General features: G+C 51.9%; 13 protein-coding genes. 6 read left to right on the top strand and 7 right to left on the bottom strand.

The annotated features are described in order from the left end of the window. Nucleotides 1-86: 86 nt before the first annotated feature. The 4 genes from ASG24_RS05925 to tmpT all read left to right on the top strand — a co-directional run bounded on the left by ASG24_RS05925 (nucleotide 87) and on the right by tmpT (nucleotide 4,704). Nucleotides 87-2,117 carry a M3 family metallopeptidase gene (locus tag ASG24_RS05925; protein ID WP_055868871.1) on the top strand — a complete coding sequence of 677 codons (2,031 nt, stop codon included), beginning with the start codon at nucleotides 87-89 and terminating at the stop codon, nucleotides 2,115-2,117. Between the two features lie 77 nt (nucleotides 2,118-2,194). Continuing rightward, nucleotides 2,195-2,512, top strand: coding sequence for a hypothetical protein (locus ASG24_RS05920; RefSeq protein WP_055830371.1), 318 nt, complete (start codon nucleotides 2,195-2,197; stop codon nucleotides 2,510-2,512). A gap of 205 nt (nucleotides 2,513-2,717) precedes the next feature. Continuing rightward, a complete protein-coding gene (locus tag ASG24_RS05915; RefSeq protein WP_055868870.1) occupies nucleotides 2,718-3,980 on the top strand; it encodes a hypothetical protein in 1,263 nt (420 codons plus the stop codon). An 82-nt stretch (nucleotides 3,981-4,062) separates the two neighbouring features. Further along, nucleotides 4,063-4,704 carry a thiopurine S-methyltransferase gene (tmpT, locus tag ASG24_RS05910; RefSeq protein ID WP_055868869.1) on the top strand — a complete coding sequence of 214 codons (642 nt, stop codon included), beginning with the start codon at nucleotides 4,063-4,065 and terminating at the stop codon, nucleotides 4,702-4,704. On the opposite strand, the gene ASG24_RS05905 is transcribed toward tmpT, so the two are convergent. After that, a complete protein-coding gene (locus tag ASG24_RS05905) occupies nucleotides 4,697-5,356 on the bottom strand; it encodes an HAD family phosphatase (protein WP_055869381.1) in 660 nt (219 codons plus the stop codon). The genes tmpT and ASG24_RS05905 overlap by 8 nt on opposite strands. 283 nt (nucleotides 5,357-5,639) lie before the next feature. On the opposite strand from ASG24_RS05905, the gene ASG24_RS05900 reads away from it, so the two are divergent. Continuing rightward, entirely contained in the window at nucleotides 5,640-6,548 is a 909-nt protein-coding gene (locus ASG24_RS05900; protein WP_055868868.1) for an N-acetylmuramoyl-L-alanine amidase, read from the top strand. 28 nt (nucleotides 6,549-6,576) lie between these two features. Here the strand turns inward: ASG24_RS05900 and ASG24_RS05895 are convergent, their stop codons facing one another. From ASG24_RS05895 to ASG24_RS05875, 5 genes are all read right to left on the bottom strand, one after another. Continuing rightward, nucleotides 6,577-7,464, bottom strand: coding sequence for a transglutaminase family protein (locus ASG24_RS05895; protein WP_055868867.1), 888 nt, complete (start codon nucleotides 7,462-7,464; stop codon nucleotides 6,577-6,579). Between the two features lie 2 nt (nucleotides 7,465-7,466). Further along, entirely contained in the window at nucleotides 7,467-10,007 is a 2,541-nt protein-coding gene (locus ASG24_RS05890; RefSeq protein WP_055868866.1) for a circularly permuted type 2 ATP-grasp protein, read from the bottom strand. Between the two features lie 107 nt (nucleotides 10,008-10,114). Next, nucleotides 10,115-13,402 carry a DUF2126 domain-containing protein gene (locus ASG24_RS05885; protein WP_055868865.1) on the bottom strand — a complete coding sequence of 1,096 codons (3,288 nt, stop codon included), beginning with the start codon at nucleotides 13,400-13,402 and terminating at the stop codon, nucleotides 10,115-10,117. 170 nt (nucleotides 13,403-13,572) lie between these two features. Then, complete coding sequence (locus ASG24_RS05880; protein ID WP_055830386.1) at nucleotides 13,573-14,412, bottom strand: SPFH domain-containing protein; 840 nt, start codon at nucleotides 14,410-14,412, stop codon at nucleotides 13,573-13,575. An 80-nt stretch (nucleotides 14,413-14,492) separates the two neighbouring features. Then, nucleotides 14,493-14,933 carry an NfeD family protein gene (locus ASG24_RS05875; RefSeq protein ID WP_055868864.1) on the bottom strand — a complete coding sequence of 147 codons (441 nt, stop codon included), beginning with the start codon at nucleotides 14,931-14,933 and terminating at the stop codon, nucleotides 14,493-14,495. Nucleotides 14,934-15,109: 176 nt separating this feature from the next. Between ASG24_RS05875 and ASG24_RS05870 the strand changes: the two genes are divergently transcribed. Continuing rightward, on the top strand, nucleotides 15,110-18,007 hold the full coding sequence (locus ASG24_RS05870) for a valine--tRNA ligase (RefSeq protein ID WP_055868863.1): 2,898 nt from the start codon (nucleotides 15,110-15,112) through the stop codon (nucleotides 18,005-18,007). Nucleotides 18,008-18,029: 22 nt separating this feature from the next. Here the strand turns inward: ASG24_RS05870 and ASG24_RS05865 are convergent, their stop codons facing one another. Next, entirely contained in the window at nucleotides 18,030-19,052 is a 1,023-nt protein-coding gene (locus ASG24_RS05865) for a zinc ribbon domain-containing protein (protein WP_055868862.1), read from the bottom strand. Nucleotides 19,053-19,110 lie beyond the last annotated feature (58 nt).

Below are 19,110 nucleotides of genomic sequence, written 5' to 3'. Positions count from 1 at the left end.
CGCAATTGTGAACATTTGGCCAATAATTGCCATCTGATCATTAAAGCACTGCTTGAACTCAAACGCATTCATCAAAGGACATTGTTGTGAGCACGAATCCATTACTCGTTTTTAACGGCCTGCCAAGATTTAACGAAATTCAGCCTGCGCATGTGTCACCGGCGATTGACCAGCTGATTAGCGAAGGCCGTGCACTGGTTGAGCAGTTGGCGACCTCGCCCGAACAAGCCACCTGGGAAAACTTTGTGCAGCCGGTAGAAGACTTCTCGGAAAAACTCTCGCGTAGCTGGGGGCCGGTGGGGCATATGAATGCCGTGGTGAATACCCCAGAACTGCGTGAAGCATATAACGATAACCTGGCCAAGCTGACCGATTTCTACAGCGATTTATCACAGGATGAGCGTTTGTATAACAAATACAAAGCGATTCAGGCCAGCACTGAATATGCACAATTGAGCCGGGCACAAAAGAAAATCATCGAAAATGAAGTCCGTGGTTTCAAACTCGGTGGCGCTGAACTGCCTCCGGCAGAAAAAGTGCGCTTTAAGGAAATCGCGGAGCAGCTTTCCAAGCTGGGCAGTAAATTTGAAGAAAACATCCTGGATAATACCAATGACTTCAAGCACCTGGTGTCAGACGCTTCGGAATTGAGCGGCTTACCGGAAGATGCATTACAGGCAGCGGCTGAAGCGGCCAAGGCTGATGGCAAAACCGGTTATTTATTTACCCTGCACTTTCCGTCCTATATGCCGGTGATGCAATACTGCGATAACCGTGCACTACGCGAAACCTTGTACCGCGCCTACGCCACACGTGCTTCTGAATTCAGCAAGCCCGAATGGGATAACACATCACTGATTGCCGGGCTGCTGAAACTCAAACGGGAAGAAGCACAGTTATTGGGTTTTAAAAACTATGCCGAATTATCATTAGCCACAAAAATGGCCGATGCACCGCAGCAGGTGACCGATTTCCTGGATACCTTGGCCAAGCGTGCCAAGCCTTATGCCGAGAAAGATGTGGCCGAGTTAAAAGCCTATGCAAGCAAACTTGGGTTTGACGAAATGCAAGCCTGGGACACCGGCTATATCAGCGAGAAATTGCGTCAGGAAAAATATGCGTTCTCTGACCAGGAAGTAAAGCAGTACTTCCCCGAAGACAAGGTAAAAGCCGGCCTGTTCAAAGTGGTGGAAACCATCTTTGGCGTACAGGTTCGCCAGGTGGATGCGCCGCTATGGCACAAAGACGCCAGCTTTTACGAAATCAGCGACCAGAACCGCCAGCCTATCGCCTATTTCTACCTGGATTTATATGCGCGTAACGGCAAACGTGGCGGCGCATGGATGGATGAATGCATCACCCGCCGCAAAACTGCCAATGGCATTGAACTGCCTGTCGCTTACCTGACCTGCAACTTCTCGGCGCCAGTGGCTGGCAAGCCTGCCCTGTTCACGCATGACGAAGTGATTACCTTGTTCCATGAATTTGGGCACGGCCTGCACCACATGCTGACGCAGGTGGATGAATACAGTGTCTCGGGCATCAAAGGTGTGGAATGGGATGCAGTGGAATTGCCCAGCCAGTTCATGGAAAACTTCTGCTGGGAATGGGATGTATTGCGTCACATGACTGCGCATGTGGATACCGGTGAACAACTGCCACGCGCGCTTTTCGACAAAATGGTCGCTGCCAAAAACTTCCAGGCTGGCATGCAAACTGTTCGCCAGATTGAGTTTTCATTATTCGACATGCGCCTGCACAGCAGCTTTGATCCTGACAGCAACCAAACCGCGCTGGATATTCTGGAGCAGGTACGGGATGAAGTAGCAGTACTTCGCCCGCCTAAATGGAACCGCTTCCCGAACAGCTTCAGCCATATTTTTGCCGGTGGCTACTCAGCAGGTTATTACAGTTATAAATGGGCAGAAGTATTATCTGCCGATGCTTATAGCCTGTTTGAAGAGCTAGGTGTATTGTCTGCAGAAGCTGGCAGCCGCTTCAAGAATGAAGTACTGGCCCAGGGTGGCTCGCGTCCGGCGATGGAATCGTTTGTTGCCTTCCGTGGCCGAGAACCTAGCCTGGATGCTTTACTCAGGCATAATGGCATGGCCAGTTAATTGCTTGAAAAAAGCCAAGTGAACAAGACTTGGCTTTTTTCTGTTTAACTCCAAGCTTTATTTATAAGGATAACAATATGTCTCGCTTATCTACGCTTATTTTTACTAAGCTTATTTTTCTTGGCCTGCTAATCCCTGCGCTGGCATTCGCCGCCAAAGATGAAGCAGATGACATACACGCCAAAACGGCCGATGGTGATGAAGTGGTGTTACACGCCAATGGTTACTGGGAGTTTAAAGACGCCAAGAAAGCCGAAGTCGCCAAGGAAAAAGTAGAGCAATTTGAACGTAGCAATGGATGCCCTCTGGGCATGCGCCCGAGCTTTTTAGGTGTCGGGCGCTGTATTGCGTTTGATGACCCGATTTTACGTCGTGGTTCGTTGAAACCTCGCTGATTTCTTTTTGCTTGCGCTATCTTCTGGCGCAATCCGGCACTAAAACAGGGCGCGCTATTGCGCCCTGTTTGTTTCTTGCGGCCTGGTTCTGGTTCAAATCGGCGATTTTATACAGTTCAGCAGCATTTTTGCACTGTGTTATGCATATGCAGCAATAGGTACAAGCCTTGCTTAATAGGGATCAAGACATAACCTGATAGCGCCCATGAATACTTTATCCCGTTTTAATTCATTCCAGTTCGCCCGCCATGGCGACAAACAAAACTCGGCTTTTTTTGAGGAGTATCTGCAAAAACTGCTGGAAGAGCGTGACCGGGTCGGATTGACTGACCTGATCCAGGAAATCGACGCGCTGATGATCACAGTCGACCCTGATCATTCGATTCAATATATTGCAGAATTATCGCTGATGACGTCTTACCACTACCTGGTGACGCTGGAGAGCGAACAGCACTGGACACATGTGCTGCGCATAGACCTGGATTCACCGGATTTGCTGATCCGTGAGGTCAAAGATCCTAACTTCCGTGGCATTTTCCGTTCTTTAAATGAAATTTACCCGGTGGGCGCACGCAAGCCGAATAGTCGTTATATGGGCGAAATTATCCGCGTCACCAATATGCATGAGGTGGTCAAATTGCAGGAAGACCGCGAGTTCCGCTTCTTCACCCGTGATGAGGTGCGCAAAATGGAGCTGCCGGATAATGTCGCCGTCAGTAAACCTTCGCCATATACGCATAATATTGTCGGCTACATGCAGCGGCAGCCTGGTGAGTTACGCGTGTATGCACTGGGTACCAGCACCATACGCCCTGATGTACAGGCAGCTTACGATGCAGCCAAAAACCAGCAGGCCAGACTGCGTATAGATGATTTGATTTTGCCGGTGGACCACCTGGCGACCCGTGTCTACAGTCAGAACCGGGAAGTGGCTATCCTCGAATACTTATCCTGGTCCAGCTACTATTTCTGGGGTGCTTACAACATCTGGGATCAGAACTCCTCTACCAATGTGACCAAGAGCGTGCATGGTCTGGCCGAAACCAAGAGCCCGGCCAAAGTGTTTACTGCTAACAACACGCCCTACTTCGTCAATCATTTGGGCAAACTGGCCTCTCCTACCGAAACCTTTGTGCGCAACTATGGGCCAAGGCTGCACCATGTGGCGTTATCAGTCAAAGACGGCATGCGCGATGGCATGGAAAACATTGAGTTTGTGGTCGATGCCATCGCCGCACAGGGTAAAGGCTTTTTGCTGGATGTGATTGGCTCCAAGGAAGAAGGGCTGAAACAGATTTTTTCCAATGCTTCTGAGCATTCGTCACTGATTATTGAATATGTACAACGTTATGATGGCTTCGATGGCTTTTTTACCCGCGATAATGTCGCCAAGCTCACTGCGGCTGCAGGGGTAGAAGAAGGCGTACTGGAGGCGCAGGCTAAACTGAGTCAGGGTTCCGGCGTGTAGTCATCGTCAACGATCACTGAGATGTTAGGCAGCATGCTGATTTATACTATCGGCAATCATACCCTTCTGTCGCGAATACTTTATGCAACACGATTTCTGGCACCAACGCTGGCAAAACCAGCAAATTGGCTTTCACCTGAGTGCAGTCAATCCGTTATTAGCGGCGCATTTTCAGGCGCTTGAGTTGCAAGCCGGCCAGCGCGTTTTCATTCCTTTATGCGGCAAAACGCTGGATATTCACTGGCTGCTTTCTAAAGGTATACGCGTGGCCGGTGCCGAACTCAGCCAGTTAGCGGTGGATACTTTATTCACAGAATTGGGGGTTACGCCGACCATTACCCAATGCGGTTCGCTGCGACACTACAGCGCTGGGCATATTGATATTTTCCAGGGTGATTTCTTTGCGCTGGATAAGGCGCTACTAGGTAACATACATGCCATTTATGACCGCGCGGCCCTGATTGCGCTACCACCGGAGATGCGGATTCGTTATAGCCAGCATCTGATCAAGCTCACCAACGGCGCACCTCAATTATTGATCAGCTTTCACTACGATCAATCGCTGGCAGAAGGGCCGCCATTCAATGTCAGTGCTGAAGAAGTGGCAGCGCACTATGCACAAACTTACAACATTCACTTACTTGCAGATGAAGTCCTGCCGACGGGTTTAAAAGGGAAGTTTCCGGCGCAGGAAAAACTGTGGCTCTTAAGCCCGCTTAAATAACGCAACCCGCCAGCGACTGGTGGTTGTCCAGCCAGTGCTGCAAATTTTCCACCACCTGGTGGGCATTGCTGCGCACCAGCGCACTCGGCTGTCTTAAATCCGGCACCACAACTACGCGCAGCCCGGCAGCAATCGCGGCCTGCGCGCCTAATTCGCTGTCTTCAAATGCAATGCATTCCTCTGCTTGTAAACCCAGTTTCTGCAACGCCAACAGATAAATATCCGGGTTGGGTTTGCCACGGGTGACTTCCTGGCCACTGGTGACATGGCTGAAGTAATCCAGCACACCGGTATGTGTTAAACGATGCGTAATATGCGGCGTTGGCGATGATGACGCCACACTGCAGATAATGCCTTGCGACTGGTAATACTTTAACAATGCGAGCGCGCCGGGCTTGAGCGGGAACACATGGTTGCAGGCATCCAGGTAGGTATTCAGACCCCGCATCACATGCTGGAAATTCTCTTCACTGCCCAGTTGCTGCGTCATCAGCCGGGTGGAATCCGTCCATATGCGGCCCACCAGTTCTACATACTCGGCCTGAGTGTAGGTAATCCCTATGCTTGCTGCGGCCTGGATACAGCCTTGCATAATGATGCGTTCGGAATCGATCAGCAGACCGTCCATATCAAAAATTGCTGCTTTAATCACCGAAATCTCAGCCAAATCTTTAAAAAGGGAAAGCGCTATTTTAGCCGATTCCCTGCCCGCACCTTGTCCATCGCAACAAAAAACATACTTAATAACAACAACTTGCTTTCTGTATGCGCTAAAAAATGGGTTCGAGGTATCAGTGTTAAGAAATGTTGGCTAATATAAATCCAGCATGATGCTGGTGCCCAGTGACTCATGCCATGAAAGCTCTTATGGCTGCCATTGAAATGAAAAGCTGGCGGCACATAAACCATAAATATAAACGCTCAAGGAGACTCAGATGGATAAAGCCAAGCTCTACACTTTACGCTGGTCAGCCATGCAAATTGCCAGATTAGCTTCTGACCCTAAAGTCGATGCCCTGGCGCTGCATCAGATTGAAATTTTGTCGCAATTGCTTGAAGAACCGATTCCACAAGAATTTGCCCCACCTGAACCTCCACGCCCCAGCCATCATCCCCAACCCATGCCAGCGGAGGCGGCAACCCCGGAAAAAAAGCGTTATCCGCCAGGCGAAAAAAAACTGTGGTACCCGGAAGCGCTGGTGCGCACTGATATACGCCGCGTTGCAAAAGGGGAATACCCCAAAGGCTACCCTTATGGCGCGATTGTGCACTTCACCGCCGGTCAATACAGTAAGGGGCTGGAGAATGCAATCAGTGCGATTTCGGATAGCCCTTATTTCTTTTGCAGCATAGGCACCGATGGTCGATTTGTGCAGGCCAACCCGCTAAACCAGTGGGGTTACCATGCCGGGGAAAGTGCGTGGACGATTGCGGGTGAAAAGCGCAGTGGCGTTTCCAATTTCCTGGTCGGTATCGAAATCACCAATCCAGGACGACTGGAGATACATAACGGCAAGTATTACACCTACTGGGATACCGCATTCAAACAACCTTTGGATAGCCAGAAAGTGCGCGTGATCGAGAAGAACCACGACAATATCCTGGCAGGCGCTTACTTGCCTTACACCAGGGAGCAGGAGGAAACGCTGATTGAGTTTTTGTTATGGGCGAAAGCAAATAACCCCGGTGTATTTGATTTTGATTATGTGCTGGGACACGACGAAGTGGCTGGCCCAAAAGGGATCGGGCGCTGGCGCAAAAATGATCCCGGTGGTGCTTTATCAATGACGATGACTGAGTTCAGGCAACTATTGAAGGACGAGTATAAAAAGCGTTACGGATAAATGGTCTGGATAATCATTAGCGAATGGGTTAGGTCAATGCGTACTCAAGTGGTGTGACCGTCACACTGACATTCAGCTGCTGCTGTCCACCCCCCAATACGACGCCGCGCATAGGCGACACATCACTGAAATCACGCCCCCATGCCACCGTGATATGTTCGTGCTGCACCAGGCAATTATTGGTCGGGTCGAAATCGACCCAGCCATACACCGGGCAATACACTGAGACCCAGGCATGTGAAGCATCAGCGCCTATCAGGCGTGGCTGGCCTTTGGGCGGGTGCGTCAGTATGTAACCGCTCACATAGCGACATGCCAAGCCCAGTGAACGCATGGCGCCAATCATCACATGGGCAAAGTCCTGGCACACGCCGCGCTTGCCATTCAACACCTCATCTAAGGGTGTAGCGACATCGGTCGCTTGCGGATCAAACTCAAACTCCCGGTAAATCTGTTGTGTCAGTGCCATGGCGGCTTCAAGTAACGGTCTCTGGGGCGTAAAGCAGGTGCGCGCAAAACTTGCCAGCGCCTCGCTGCTCTTTACTTTTACGGTGGAATACATATAGCGGGTGGCCTCGATATGTTGTGCACCTTGCGACTGCAACATGGCTTGCAACTGCTCCCAGGCAGGGCTTTGAATAAAGGCATCCATGGTGGGGCGCGGCGAAACTTCTACCTGGAAGCGCGAGGTCACTTGCAGTGACTGGTGCGGTATCAGGATGGTAACGTAGTCATTATGGTTGCCAAAAAAATCCAGGTGACGTGATTGTTCTGCAAGTTGCGGATTGCAGACCAGCGTGCACGAAACACTCTGCTGAAACGGCGTTTCGCGCGGCATCATGTGCAGTAATTGCTGCGACTGGATCACAGGGGTGTCATACCTGTAAAGCGTGCGATGTTCGACCTGGTAGCGCATTATCATGCACCCGGCGTCGCATGGGGGCTGGTGTAACTGAAAAAACGCAAACTCAGCCGGTCAGATAAAGATTGCGTTACCCCATAGGCGTCATTGAGCCAGTTAGACAAGCTGATATTACCAGCATGAAAACACTGGTCTGCATCCAGTTGCATCAGTGCCTGCCCGCAATGCCTGAGTTCAACCGCAATACCTCCTGCATTGTCTTGCGCATCCATTTCTTCCAGGTATTTCAGTAAACCCTTGATCTGGAACACGATAGAATTCGGGTTATTTTCATCCATCAATAACAAATCCAGCACCGGTAACCATTCCGGCTGTGCCGCGTAACGCGCGCGGTAAGTCACCAGGTTATTGGTCACTTGCAACAACCATTCCAGGTTACTTTGCTCAGGCATCGCCAGTGCGCGGCTCAGCAATACACACATAAATTGCAGGCGCTCAATGCGCCGGCCCAGCGACATGAAACGCCAGCCGAGGTCACGCGTCATCCAGTCCATGGCAAAGCCGGTCAGGGTAACAAAATGATTAATCGCCTGTTCTATGGATGCCATCGCATCTTGCAGGGTCGGTTGTTGATGGCGGGTAATAAACTGCCGTGACAGCAGGTTAACCGTGCGCCAATGGTCATTGGATATACGTTCTCGCAGGTTAAACGCCTGCTGGAAAAGTTGCTGCACGCTGGTAGCCAGGCTGCTGGAATATTGTGAAAACACAGCCTGTATGAGTAATGGCGCGATGTCATCATCAGACCAGAGCTGCGCGGGCTGCCAAGATGACGTAGCGGTTTTATTAGCTGGCAGTAGTTCAAACCACTGACACAAGCCCTGTATGGTGGGCCACTCACCTACCCGGGTTCCTGGTGTGTACTCCACCAAGGCGCGGATAGTCACACGTAACATAATGGCTTTTTGCAGATTGCGCACACAGTAACGGCCATACCAGAACAGGTTTTCAGCCATGCGGCTGGAAAGGTAAGTATTCTCGCGCACCAGGTCATGGCTGGAATTAGTCTTGCGCAACATATTGCCGGGTGGCTGGTGATATTGCGAAAGCACCCAGGTATCCTTGCTGGTACCACCGCGTTGCATGGTCACATCGCGCGCATCTTTACCACTGGCAACACGGGCCAGGCCGCCCGGCATAATCGCATAGCCATTGGGAGTAGCGAAAGCGTACACCCTTAAACTCACAGCTAGCGAACTGATTTGCGGTTGCTGGTGATTAACCAGCACCGGTGCGTGCGAAATATCCAGCCGTTCCTGCGCGATGTAATGATCAGGTTGTGCCAGCAATCTGGCAATCAGTGACTCTCGCTGAGCCTGGTTTAAATCTTCGCAAAACACCGGCGATGATTCCACATGCGGATAGGCTGGATGAATCACCAGGTAATCCAGGTTATTGATGACGTATTCAAGCGCGGCGGGTTCGCCACACCACCAGGTGGCAACGGATGGCATGCGTAACTCTTCACCTAATAGCGACCTGCACAGTTTAGGCAAAAAGCCTAATAAAGCACCGGATTGCAACAGGTTAGAGCCCAACGCATTGGCAATCACCACATTACCCAGTCTCGCCACTTGTGCCAGCCCAGCCACGCCGAGCAGCGATTCGGCATTCAACTCCAGCGGGTCACAGTAGTCATCATCAATGCGCCGCAAAATCGCATGGATAGGTTTGAGTCCGGCCACGGTTTTTAACCAGACCACACCATTACGCACCGTCAGGTCACTGCCGTGTACCAGTGGATAGCCGAGGTAACCGGCCAGGAAGGATTGCTCATGGTAAGTTTCGTTATAAGGGCCAGGGGTCAGGATCACCACCAATGGTGGCTCACCGGCACCCAATGGCGCCATGTCAGGTACTGTTAGCGCCTGGTTTTCGGCGACGCGGTGGCCCCAATGCGCCAGGCTGTCGCGCATGCTGGCAAAAAAACCACTCAGGCGCTCGATATTCAGGTCACGGAATAATTCGGGAAAAGCACTGGAAATAATGGTGCGGTTTTCAAGCGCATAACCGGCGCCAGTTGGCGCTTGCGTGCGGTCAGTCATGACCCACCATTGGCCGTTGGGTGCGCGGGCAATATCCACCGCATAACTATGCAGGGCAATATTGTCGTAATGTGGCGCACCGACGCACGAAGGTAAAAAGCCACTGTGCCCATACACCAGTGCCGGTGGCAGCTGGCCGCTATGCAGCAGGCGTTGCTCTCCATAGACATCCAGCAATACTTTATTCAGCAAGGTAGCGCGTTGCGCAACTGAAGCGGCAATGTGCTGCCATTCATCCTGCGCAATAATCAGGGGCAGTACATCCAGGTCCCATGGCCTCTGCAGGCCATGCGTATCGGCATAGACGTTATAGGTGACACCATTGTCGCGTATCTGGCGCTGCACCGCTTCCAGCCGCTGACGCATCACCGTCGGTGCTTCAGACTCCAGCTGTGCCGACAGCGCCTGCCAATGCGGACGCAACTGGCCATTGCTATCCAACAGTTCGTTGTAGCGATCAGAAAAATACAGTTGGTTTAGCACTGTTTGCATGCTGGCTATCTAAATACAGAAGCTTTCGAATAAAGTAAGCACATTAACCATAGAGAACATGATCCTGATAGTAGGTTCATCAAAAAGCGCAATCTGGCTACGGCTACCTAAACCGCCTGCCAGCGCAAATCCAGTGTAAACGGAAAACGCGGATTCGGTGGCTCTTTTACCACTTCCACTTTGCCAGGCGTATGGCCATGCGCCCAGAAGCGGGCAAACCGGCGTGCCTCAGCTTCATTAGCATTTACCGGGAAAGTATCGTAATTACGCCCACCTGGATGCGCGACATGATAAGTGCAACCGCCGAGTGACTGACTGCTCCAGGTATCTACCAGGTCAAACACCAGCGGTGCCTGTACATCAATGGTCGGGTGCAATGCAGACCATGGATGCCAGGCACGGAACCGTACACCGGCAACATACTCGCCTGCCACGCCGGTGGATTGCAAAGGCAGTGGCCGCCCATTGCAAGTCACTGTATAGCGCCCTTCAGTGAGACCGCGAACACTTAATTGCATACGTTCAACCGATGAATCCACATAGCGCGCGGTGGCGCCTGAGGAGACCTCTTCGCCCAGTACGTTCCATGGCTCAATCGCCTGCCGCAATTCCATTTCAATGCCGTGATAAGCGACCGTACCATAACGTGGAAAGCGGAACTCGATAAATGGATCAAACCATCGTTGCTCAAACGCATAACCTTCTTGACGCAGCTCATTGACGATATCGGCCATATCCTGGGCGATAAATTGCGGTAACATCCAGCGGTCATGCAACTCGGTGCCCCAATGCACCAGTTTCCCGGTGTAGGGCGTTTTCCAGAAACGTGCCACCAGCGCACGAATGAGCAGGCTTTGCAGCAAACTCATTCTTGCGTGCGGCGGCATCTCAAACGCGCGAAACTCCACCAGCCCCAGCCGTCCGGTTGGGCCATCTGGTGAGTATAGTTTATCTATAGAGAATTCCGCCCGGTGTGTATTGCCGGTCAGGTCGACCAGCAAGTGACGTAGTAATCTATCTACCAGCCATGGCTGCTTGCTCTCTTTACCGGCCGGCACCACTTTCTCCATTTGCTGAAAAGCGATCGCCAGCTCATACAGGTTATCATCGCGCGCCTCATCCACGCGTGGCGCCTGGCTGGTAGGGCCAATAAACGTGCCTGAAAACAGGTAAGACAGTGCCGGATGATGTTGCCAGTAAGTAATCAGGCTGCGCAGCACGTCCGGACGACGTAACAAGGGGCTGTCCGCTGCAGTTTCTCCCCCTAATGTGACATGATTACCGCCACCGGTGCCGGTATGACGCCCATCCAGCATAAATTTTTCAGTCCCCAGGCGGCAGAGGCGTGCTTCTTCATAGAGCATAGTCACATTGGCTACGAGTTCCCGCCAGTTTTTGGCCGGATGAATATTGACTTCAATCACGCCCGGATCTGGCGTCACACTCAATAATTTAAGGCGGCTGTCTCGTGGTGGCGGATAACCCTCTAACCACAATTTGAGTTTTAAATCGCTGGCAGTCTGCTCAATCGCGCTGAGCAAATCGAGGTAATCTTCAAGCCGGGTGACCGGCGGCATAAACACATACAGCCTGCCCTTGCGCACTTGCACACACAAGGCCGTGTGTATCACCTCGCGCGCCGTGGGCTGAACTGTTTTATGTTTTGCGCGCACGATGGGTGCACGCGATTCCCCCAAGGCAGAGGTTTCCGCAAAGGGATCGAGCGGAAAGTCAGGCTCGATGTCAGCAGGCAATTGCCAGGGTAATGAGGCTAAGGGCAGGCGCAAACCCATGGGGGAATCGCCACCAAGCAGATACAAATGCTCACGCCGTAATGGCCATTTACTGGTCAGCCATTCTCCGGCCTTATGCTGCTCGACTGGCTTGAGTGGCATGATAAAGCCGACCACAGAGCCGAGACCCTGGTTGAGTAACCGGGCCAGGCGTTGACGTTCGGCACTATCTTTCAGATCCGCTTTAAGCGGGTCCACGTTGTCAGGTAATTGCTGCTCTTGCAGGGTGAGTGCGACGGCATCTTCATACGCCGGGATCACACAGGCCTGCGGGAAACCGAGCATATCAGCCAGGTGATTGGTAAATGCCTGTGCCTGTAAATGTGTGTAGCCGTCATCCGCGCCTTCGGCGAAAAACAGGCTGGCATCGTGCCAGGCAGGTTTGCCATCGGGACGCCAGTAAATATTAATCGCCCAACGTGGTAGAGCCTCACCCGGATACCATTTGCCCTGGCCATAATGCAGGAACCCTTTGGGCGCCACATGCGATTTCAGGCGCAACGCCAGCTCACCCGCCAAAGTGCGTTTATGGTCACCGAGCGCCAATGTATTCCATTGTGCGCCATCCATATCATCAATAGAAACAAAGGTCGGCTCGCCACCATGTGTGAGGCGTACATCCATGGCCATCAGTTGCTCATCAACCTGGTCGCCCAGCCCGACGATGGCCTGCCAGTCTTTTTCAGTGTAAGGCTTGGTCACGCGCGGGTCTTCGTGGATGCGTGTCACCGTCATTTCATGTTTGAAAGTGACTTCCGCCATATCGGTGAACCCCACCACCGGCGCGGCGGATGAAGGTAAAGCGGTACACGCTAGTGGAATATGCCCTTCTCCCGCCATCAGGCCGGAGGTGGGGTCCAGCCCGACCCAGCCGGCGCCGGGAATAAATACCTCGGTCCACGCATGGAGGTCAGTAAAGTCCTGGTCGGTGCCACTTGGGCCATCCAGCGCCTCAACATCGGCTTTAAGCTGGATCAGGTAGCCGGACACAAATCGGGCGGCCAGGCCCAGATGCCGCATAATCTGCACCAGCAACCAGGCAGTATCCCGGCAAGATCCTGTCAACTTTTGCAGAGTTTCTTCCGGCGTTTGGATACCGGGTTCCAGACGTACCGTATAACCGATATCGCCTTGCAGGCACTGGTTCACACTCATCAGGAAATCGACGATGCCCATACCCGGCTTGATGACCTGGCTGCGTATTTTTTCTATCCAGCTTTGCAGTAGAGAACCAACGTTATCGGGCTGCAAATACGCTGTCAGTTCAAACGCCTGCTGTTCGGTGTAATTAAATGGATATTGCTCGGCATATTTTTCAACAAAAAAATCAAACGGGTTGATGACCGTCATATCCGCCACCAAATCGACCGTAAAGTCGAGTTCGCGCACCATTTCAGGGAATACGCAGCGTGCAATATAGTTACCGTATGGGTCTTGCTGCCAGTTGATAAAATGCTTCTCGGGCGTGACTGTCAGCGAATAAGCCAGCACCGGGGTACGCGCATGCGCGGCTGGCTTCAGGCGGACTTCGTGAGGAGAAAGATTGACCAGGCGGTCAAAGGTATAGCTGGTGCGGTGATGTAACGCCACGCGAATTGCCACTGCGACCCCTCTTGGGAATGATTGTTTTAAGCAGTGAGATGCATGAAATATGCCAGCTGCTCAGGTTTAACGCATGTGTAGCTGTATCACAAGATAATAAACTCAGGAAAACGTTTTTACAGTGACTGATTGGCCATCTCAAATCATGGACAATCAGTCACATGCCAGGCTTACTTTCCGCCTATCAGATTTTTAACGGCACCGACCACATCACCCGGTATTAGCACCAGCTTGCTATTATGCGATTCAGCGAGTTTTTGCAGCGATTGAATATACCGGTCGCCCAGCAAGAAAGTCGCTGATGTGTCATTTTCTTTCACGGCCTGCGCAATGAGTTTAATCGCCTCGGCAGAGGCATTAGCTGCTACTAGTTGCGCCTCGGCATCTTTACGTGCACCTTCCAGACGCGCTTCAGCATTTAAAATCAGTGATTGCTTGGCACCTTCCGCTTCAGTCACAACCGCTACACGCTCACGCTCTGCCGCAGCCTGGCGCTCCATGGCATCCTGCATGTTTGCTGATGGCTTGATATCCTGAATTTCCACACTTTTTACTGTTAAGCCCCAATCAAGTGCTTCGTCAGCAATGGCTTGTTTCAATTCGGCTTTAATGCGGTCACGCGAAGTCAGCGCGTGATTCAAATCCATGCCACCGATAATTGATCGCAGATTTGTCTGCACCATATTACGCATGGCTTCCCTGAAGTTTTCAATACCATAGACAGCGCGTTCGATATTGGACACCTTCATAAATGCCACTGCATTGGCAAGGATGACCGCATTATCCCGGGTAATCACTTCCTGCTGAGGAATATCCAGAATGATGTCTTTGGTCGTGACTTTATAACTGACCCTGCTTAAAATCGGGTTGATCACATGCAATCCCGGGCTGATGATGCCGGCAAACTTACCCAGGCGCTCAACCACCCACTCTTCGCCCTGCGGGACGATGCGCACGCCCTTAACAATGGCGATGATTGCCAGTATCAATAAGATAATGCTGATTTCCATGTGAACTCCTCTGTTTAATATAATGATGGGCTGCTGAATTGCGCATCCCGATGAATGATCGATTAATTAGCGTAGAAGTTTTAAGCCAGCGGTGCAACACGTAAGCTGTTGCCTTCCACCGCGATGACGCTGGCAGGTTGATCGATGGCAATCTCCATATCAGCAACCGCTGTCCACTCCTTGCTACCCATCACGCCCTGGCTAAAACGAATTTTGCCTGGCTGCGCCGGACTCACTGTCGCAATAATCACACCCTGGCGACCAATTTCCTCTCCTTGCGCTTGCCCTACACGCGGCGTTGGATTGCTTTTTTCACGTTTGCGCCAGATAAGCACTGCTAATACGGAAAAAATGGCATACACCACTATTTGCCATGCCGTACTGAAAGCTGGCAATGACCAGGAAACCAATCCCATCACCAACGCCGCCATCCCGGGCCAAAGCAGATACAAAGTGCCGGATAGCATTTCCAGACACAGTAAAATCAGGCCCAGACCAAACCAAACCCACATGATATCCATGCCAAATACTCCCACCGAATCCACCCATGTTGAAGATTAATTTTACATAGTAGCATTCTCTGCTGATTGCAGATATGACGCCCGCTGAATGATTGATGAAGATTCGCCTGCAGAATCTGCTACAAAGGCGAGCTCAGGCATCAAAGCGAAGAGCGGCCTATGGTAAAATCAGGCGCATGAATACCCCTACACAAAATTCCAATCCCGCACGCGAACTCGCCAAATCCTTTGACCCGAAAACCATTGAAAGTCAATGGTATGCCTTCTGGGAAAGCAAAGGCTTTTATGCCGCTGGCATGAACCCCGAAGTCAAAGATAATTTCTGCATCCTGTTACCGCCGCCTAACGTCACCGGCACCCTGCATATGGGCCATGGTTTCAACCAGACCATTATGGATGCGCTGACCCGTTATCACCGTATGCGCGGCGACAATACCTTGTGGCAACCGGGGACAGATCATGCAGGTATTGCCACACAGATAGTAGTAGAGCGCCAGCTGGACGCGCAAGGTGTGAGCCGCCATGACTTAGGTCGCGAAAAATTCCTGGAAAAAGTCTGGGAGTGGAAAGAGTATTCCGGCGGGACCATCACACAGCAAATGCGCCGCCTGGGTACTTCGCCTGACTGGAGCCGTGAGCGCTTCACAATGGATGCCGGCCTCAACAAGGTAGTGACTGAAACCTTTGTCCGCCTGTTCAATGAAGGCCTGATATACCGTGGCAAACGACTGGTGAACTGGGATGTGAAGCTGGGAACCGCCGTGTCTGACCTGGAAGTGGTGCAGGAAGAAGAAGATGGTTCCATGTGGCATATCAACTACCCGCTTGCCGATGGTTCTGGCCAGCTGACTGTCGCAACCACCCGTCCGGAAACGATGCTGGGTGATGTGGCAGTGATGGTGCACCCGGAAGACGAGCGTTACGCCCACCTGATTGGCAAACATGTAGCATTGCCGCTGTGTAACCGCAACATCCCGGTGATTGCCGATGACTATGTAGACAAAGAATTCGGCACCGGTGTTGTGAAAGTGACGCCGGCACATGACTTCAACGACAATATGGTCGGCCAGCGCCAGGGATTGGACAAGGTGGTAATCCTGAACCTGCTAGGCTTTGTTCCAGAAACCGCAGAAGTCTATGCCGCTGACGGCAGCAGCAAATCACCGATTGCCTTACCTGCCAACCTGGTCGGCCTGGAGCGATTTGTTGCGCGGAAACAGGTGGTGGCCGATCTTGAAGCCGGCGGCTTCCTGGTGAAGGTTGAAAAACACAAATTGAAAGTGCCGCGTGGTGACCGTACCAATGTGGTCATTGAGCCTATGCTGACTGACCAGTGGTTTGTCGCGATGAGCAAACCGGGTGAGGATGGCAAGAGCATCACGGAAAAAGCCCTGGAAGTAGTCGCCAATGGCGAGATCAAGTTCTACCCGGAAAACTGGGTGAATACTTATAACCAATGGCTGAACAATATCCAGGACTGGTGTATTTCACGCCAGCTGTGGTGGGGCCACCAGATCCCGGCCTGGTACAGCGATGATGGCAAAGTGTATGTTGCGCATGATGAACCGGAAGCCAGATCCTTGGCGGCCAAAGATGGGTATAACGGTGCTTTGACACGTGACAATGACGTACTGGATACATGGTATTCGTCTGCGTTGTGGCCATTCTCCACATTGGACTGGACCGGCGACGAAGCGGTTGACGCGCAGAATCAGGCTTTACAGCAGTTCCTGCCATCCTCAGTACTGGTCACCGGTTTTGATATTATTTTCTTCTGGGTGGCGCGCATGGTGATGATGACCAAGCATATCACCGGCAAGATTCCGTTCAAGCATGTATACGTGCACGGCCTGATCCGCGATGCGGAAGGCCAGAAGATGTCAAAATCCAAGGGCAACGTGCTGGACCCGATAGACCTGATCGATGGTATTGACCTGGATTCACTGTTGAAAAAGCGTACGACAGGCTTGATGAACCCGAAAGATGCGGAGAAAATCGAGAAGCGTACACGTAAGGAATTTCCGGAAGGCATTGCAGCCTATGGCACCGATGCACTTCGCTTCACCTTTGCCAGCCTGGCTTCACCAGGACGCGACATCAAGTTTGACCTGCAACGCTGCGAAGGTTACCGTAACTTCTGCAACAAACTGTGGAATGCCACCCGCTTTGTGCTGATGAACACCGAGGGCCAGGATAACGGCTTTGGCGTGGAAAGTTGTGACGACGGCGGCCGTAAATTCAGCCAGGCTGACCGCTGGATAGTAAGCCTGTTACAACGCACCGAAGCAGAAGTGGAACGTGCGTTTAACGATTATCGTTTTGACCTCGCAGCGAAGGCGATTTACGAGTTTGTCTGGGACCAGTATTGCGACTGGTACCTGGAAATTGCCAAGGTACAGATCCAGGGCGGCAGCGAAGCCGAGCAGCGTGCCACCCGCCGCACCTTGTTACGCGTGCTGGAAACCATCTTGCGCCTTGCCCACCCGATTATACCGTTTGTGACCGAGGAAATCTGGCAGACCGTGGCACCGATGACGGAACTCAAAGACAAGTCTCGCGGCACTGAAAGCATTATGCTGCAGGCTTACCCCAAGGCTGACCTGGAAAAGATTGATGAAGAAGCCGAAGCCTGGGTGGCAACCCTGAAAACGGCGGTAGAAGCCTGCCGCAGCCTGCGTGGTGAAATGAGTATATCGCCGGCGGCGAAAGTGCCCTTGATTGCAGCGGGTCATGCCGGACAACTGGAAGCGTTTGCGCCCTACCTGAAGTCACTGGCCAAGCTGGAAAATGTAGCTATCGTGGCTGAATTACCTGAGGCGGATGCGCCAGTGATGCTAGCCGCAGATTTCAGGTTGATGCTGAAGGTGGAGATTGATGTTGCCGCCGAGAAAGAGCGTTTGGGCAAGGAAATCGCCCGCCTGCAAGGTGAAATCACCAAGGCCAACAGCAAACTGGGCAACGAGAGTTTTGTCGCTCGCGCCCCGGCTGCCGTGGTTGAGCAGGAAAAAGCCCGCCTGTCCGAGTTTAGCGCCAACCTGAATAAACTAGAGGCTCAGCTCGCCAAACTGAAATAGAACATACGGTACCGTAGCCTGCTTAGGCGACGGTACCGCACTTGTGGCAAAACTTGGCAAACGCATTTTTGCGTGAGTGGCAGGCAATGCAATAGTTATGCAGGCAAATGCCACAATGCGTACAAAAATCGTTGCTTTCGTTTTTTAAATCCACGTTGCGCTCGCAACCAGGGCATACGCTCTTGGCTAGTCTGGCCAAGGCCGTGTCGTATCCAAGCTCTTCACGCCGCTTAAATTCTGGCTGTGACTCGGCCAGTTTTTGTTGTTCAAGATAATTCTGTAACGCGGTAATGGCATATTTGCCCCCCACGACAGTAATCACGATACCAACAATGTAACGTACATAACCACCATAATCCGGCAGGTAAGGTACCAGCTCGACAAAAAACGCCATCAGGGCAAAGATAATAAATCCCCATACAAATGGCCAGTATGGGGATTTGCGTTTGTTGACGAATAACCAGGCAGCCAACCCCAGCAAGGGCAAGGTCAGCAACAAGCGGTATAAAAATACGCGCATTCCCTGATCTTCATATGCATCGTCAAATTGCTCCCGCGCCAGCTCTTCCAGATTATTGACCTGGGCCAGCAACTGATTTTCCCGCTGTGAAATATCAGTCTGTTTCTGCTGGATGTCTTCAATCGCCCGCTCAGCGTCGCGCTCCAGTTTTTTTAATGTATCCAGCGTCTTTGTGCGGCCAACCAGGTCGTCTACCTCATCGGTAACATCCCTGGCAGAGACCCAGTTATCAAACGTGGTGCGGGCGGCCTGGTAATCTTTCTGCCGGATAATCAGCTGTAAATTGACTTGTTCAAGCTGATCGGCAAGCGTTTGATGCTGACGGGCAAGCACCTTGAGCTCTGTGCGTAACGGATCTATTTTGCTGTGATTGACGAAATGCTCGGTGGTATAGCTGGTTTCTACACGCGGAAGATCACCAATAATATTGGTGCCCAGGCCGGTGAGAAACATGGCAAAAATAATTGCCACCATCCACAAGGCTCGGTTAAACCATTTTTCTGACAAGCGGACGCCTTTGCTCATGACATACCCCAAAGTGATATTGCCAACGATGCTAACGGGCTTTTACGTTTGCGGCAAG

The organism is Methylophilus sp. Leaf414 (assembly GCF_001425425.1).
Lineage (GTDB): Bacteria > Pseudomonadota > Gammaproteobacteria > Burkholderiales > Methylophilaceae > Methylophilus.
The sequence above is the reverse complement of the archived record's forward strand: the minus strand, read 5'-3'. Positions and strand labels throughout refer to the sequence as shown.

Bases quoted from the DNA above. Each gene is read 5' to 3' on its own strand.
- tmpT (WP_055868869.1), top strand. From the start codon at position 4,063: ATGCAACACGATTTCTGGCACCAACGCTGGCAAAACCAGCAAATTGGC.
- ASG24_RS05870 (WP_055868863.1), top strand. From the start codon at position 15,110: ATGAATACCCCTACACAAAATTCCAATCCCGCACGCGAACTCGCCAAA.
- ASG24_RS05880 (WP_055830386.1), bottom strand. From the start codon at position 14,412: ATGGAAATCAGCATTATCTTATTGATACTGGCAATCATCGCCATTGTT.
- ASG24_RS05900 (WP_055868868.1), top strand. From the start codon at position 5,640: ATGGATAAAGCCAAGCTCTACACTTTACGCTGGTCAGCCATGCAAATT.
- ASG24_RS05890 (WP_055868866.1), bottom strand. From the start codon at position 10,007: ATGCAAACAGTGCTAAACCAACTGTATTTTTCTGATCGCTACAACGAA.
- ASG24_RS05920 (WP_055830371.1), top strand. From the start codon at position 2,195: ATGTCTCGCTTATCTACGCTTATTTTTACTAAGCTTATTTTTCTTGGC.
- ASG24_RS05895 (WP_055868867.1), bottom strand. From the start codon at position 7,464: ATGCGCTACCAGGTCGAACATCGCACGCTTTACAGGTATGACACCCCT.
- ASG24_RS05875 (WP_055868864.1), bottom strand. From the start codon at position 14,933: ATGGATATCATGTGGGTTTGGTTTGGTCTGGGCCTGATTTTACTGTGT.
- ASG24_RS05915 (WP_055868870.1), top strand. From the start codon at position 2,718: ATGAATACTTTATCCCGTTTTAATTCATTCCAGTTCGCCCGCCATGGC.
- ASG24_RS05865 (WP_055868862.1), bottom strand. From the start codon at position 19,052: ATGAGCAAAGGCGTCCGCTTGTCAGAAAAATGGTTTAACCGAGCCTTG.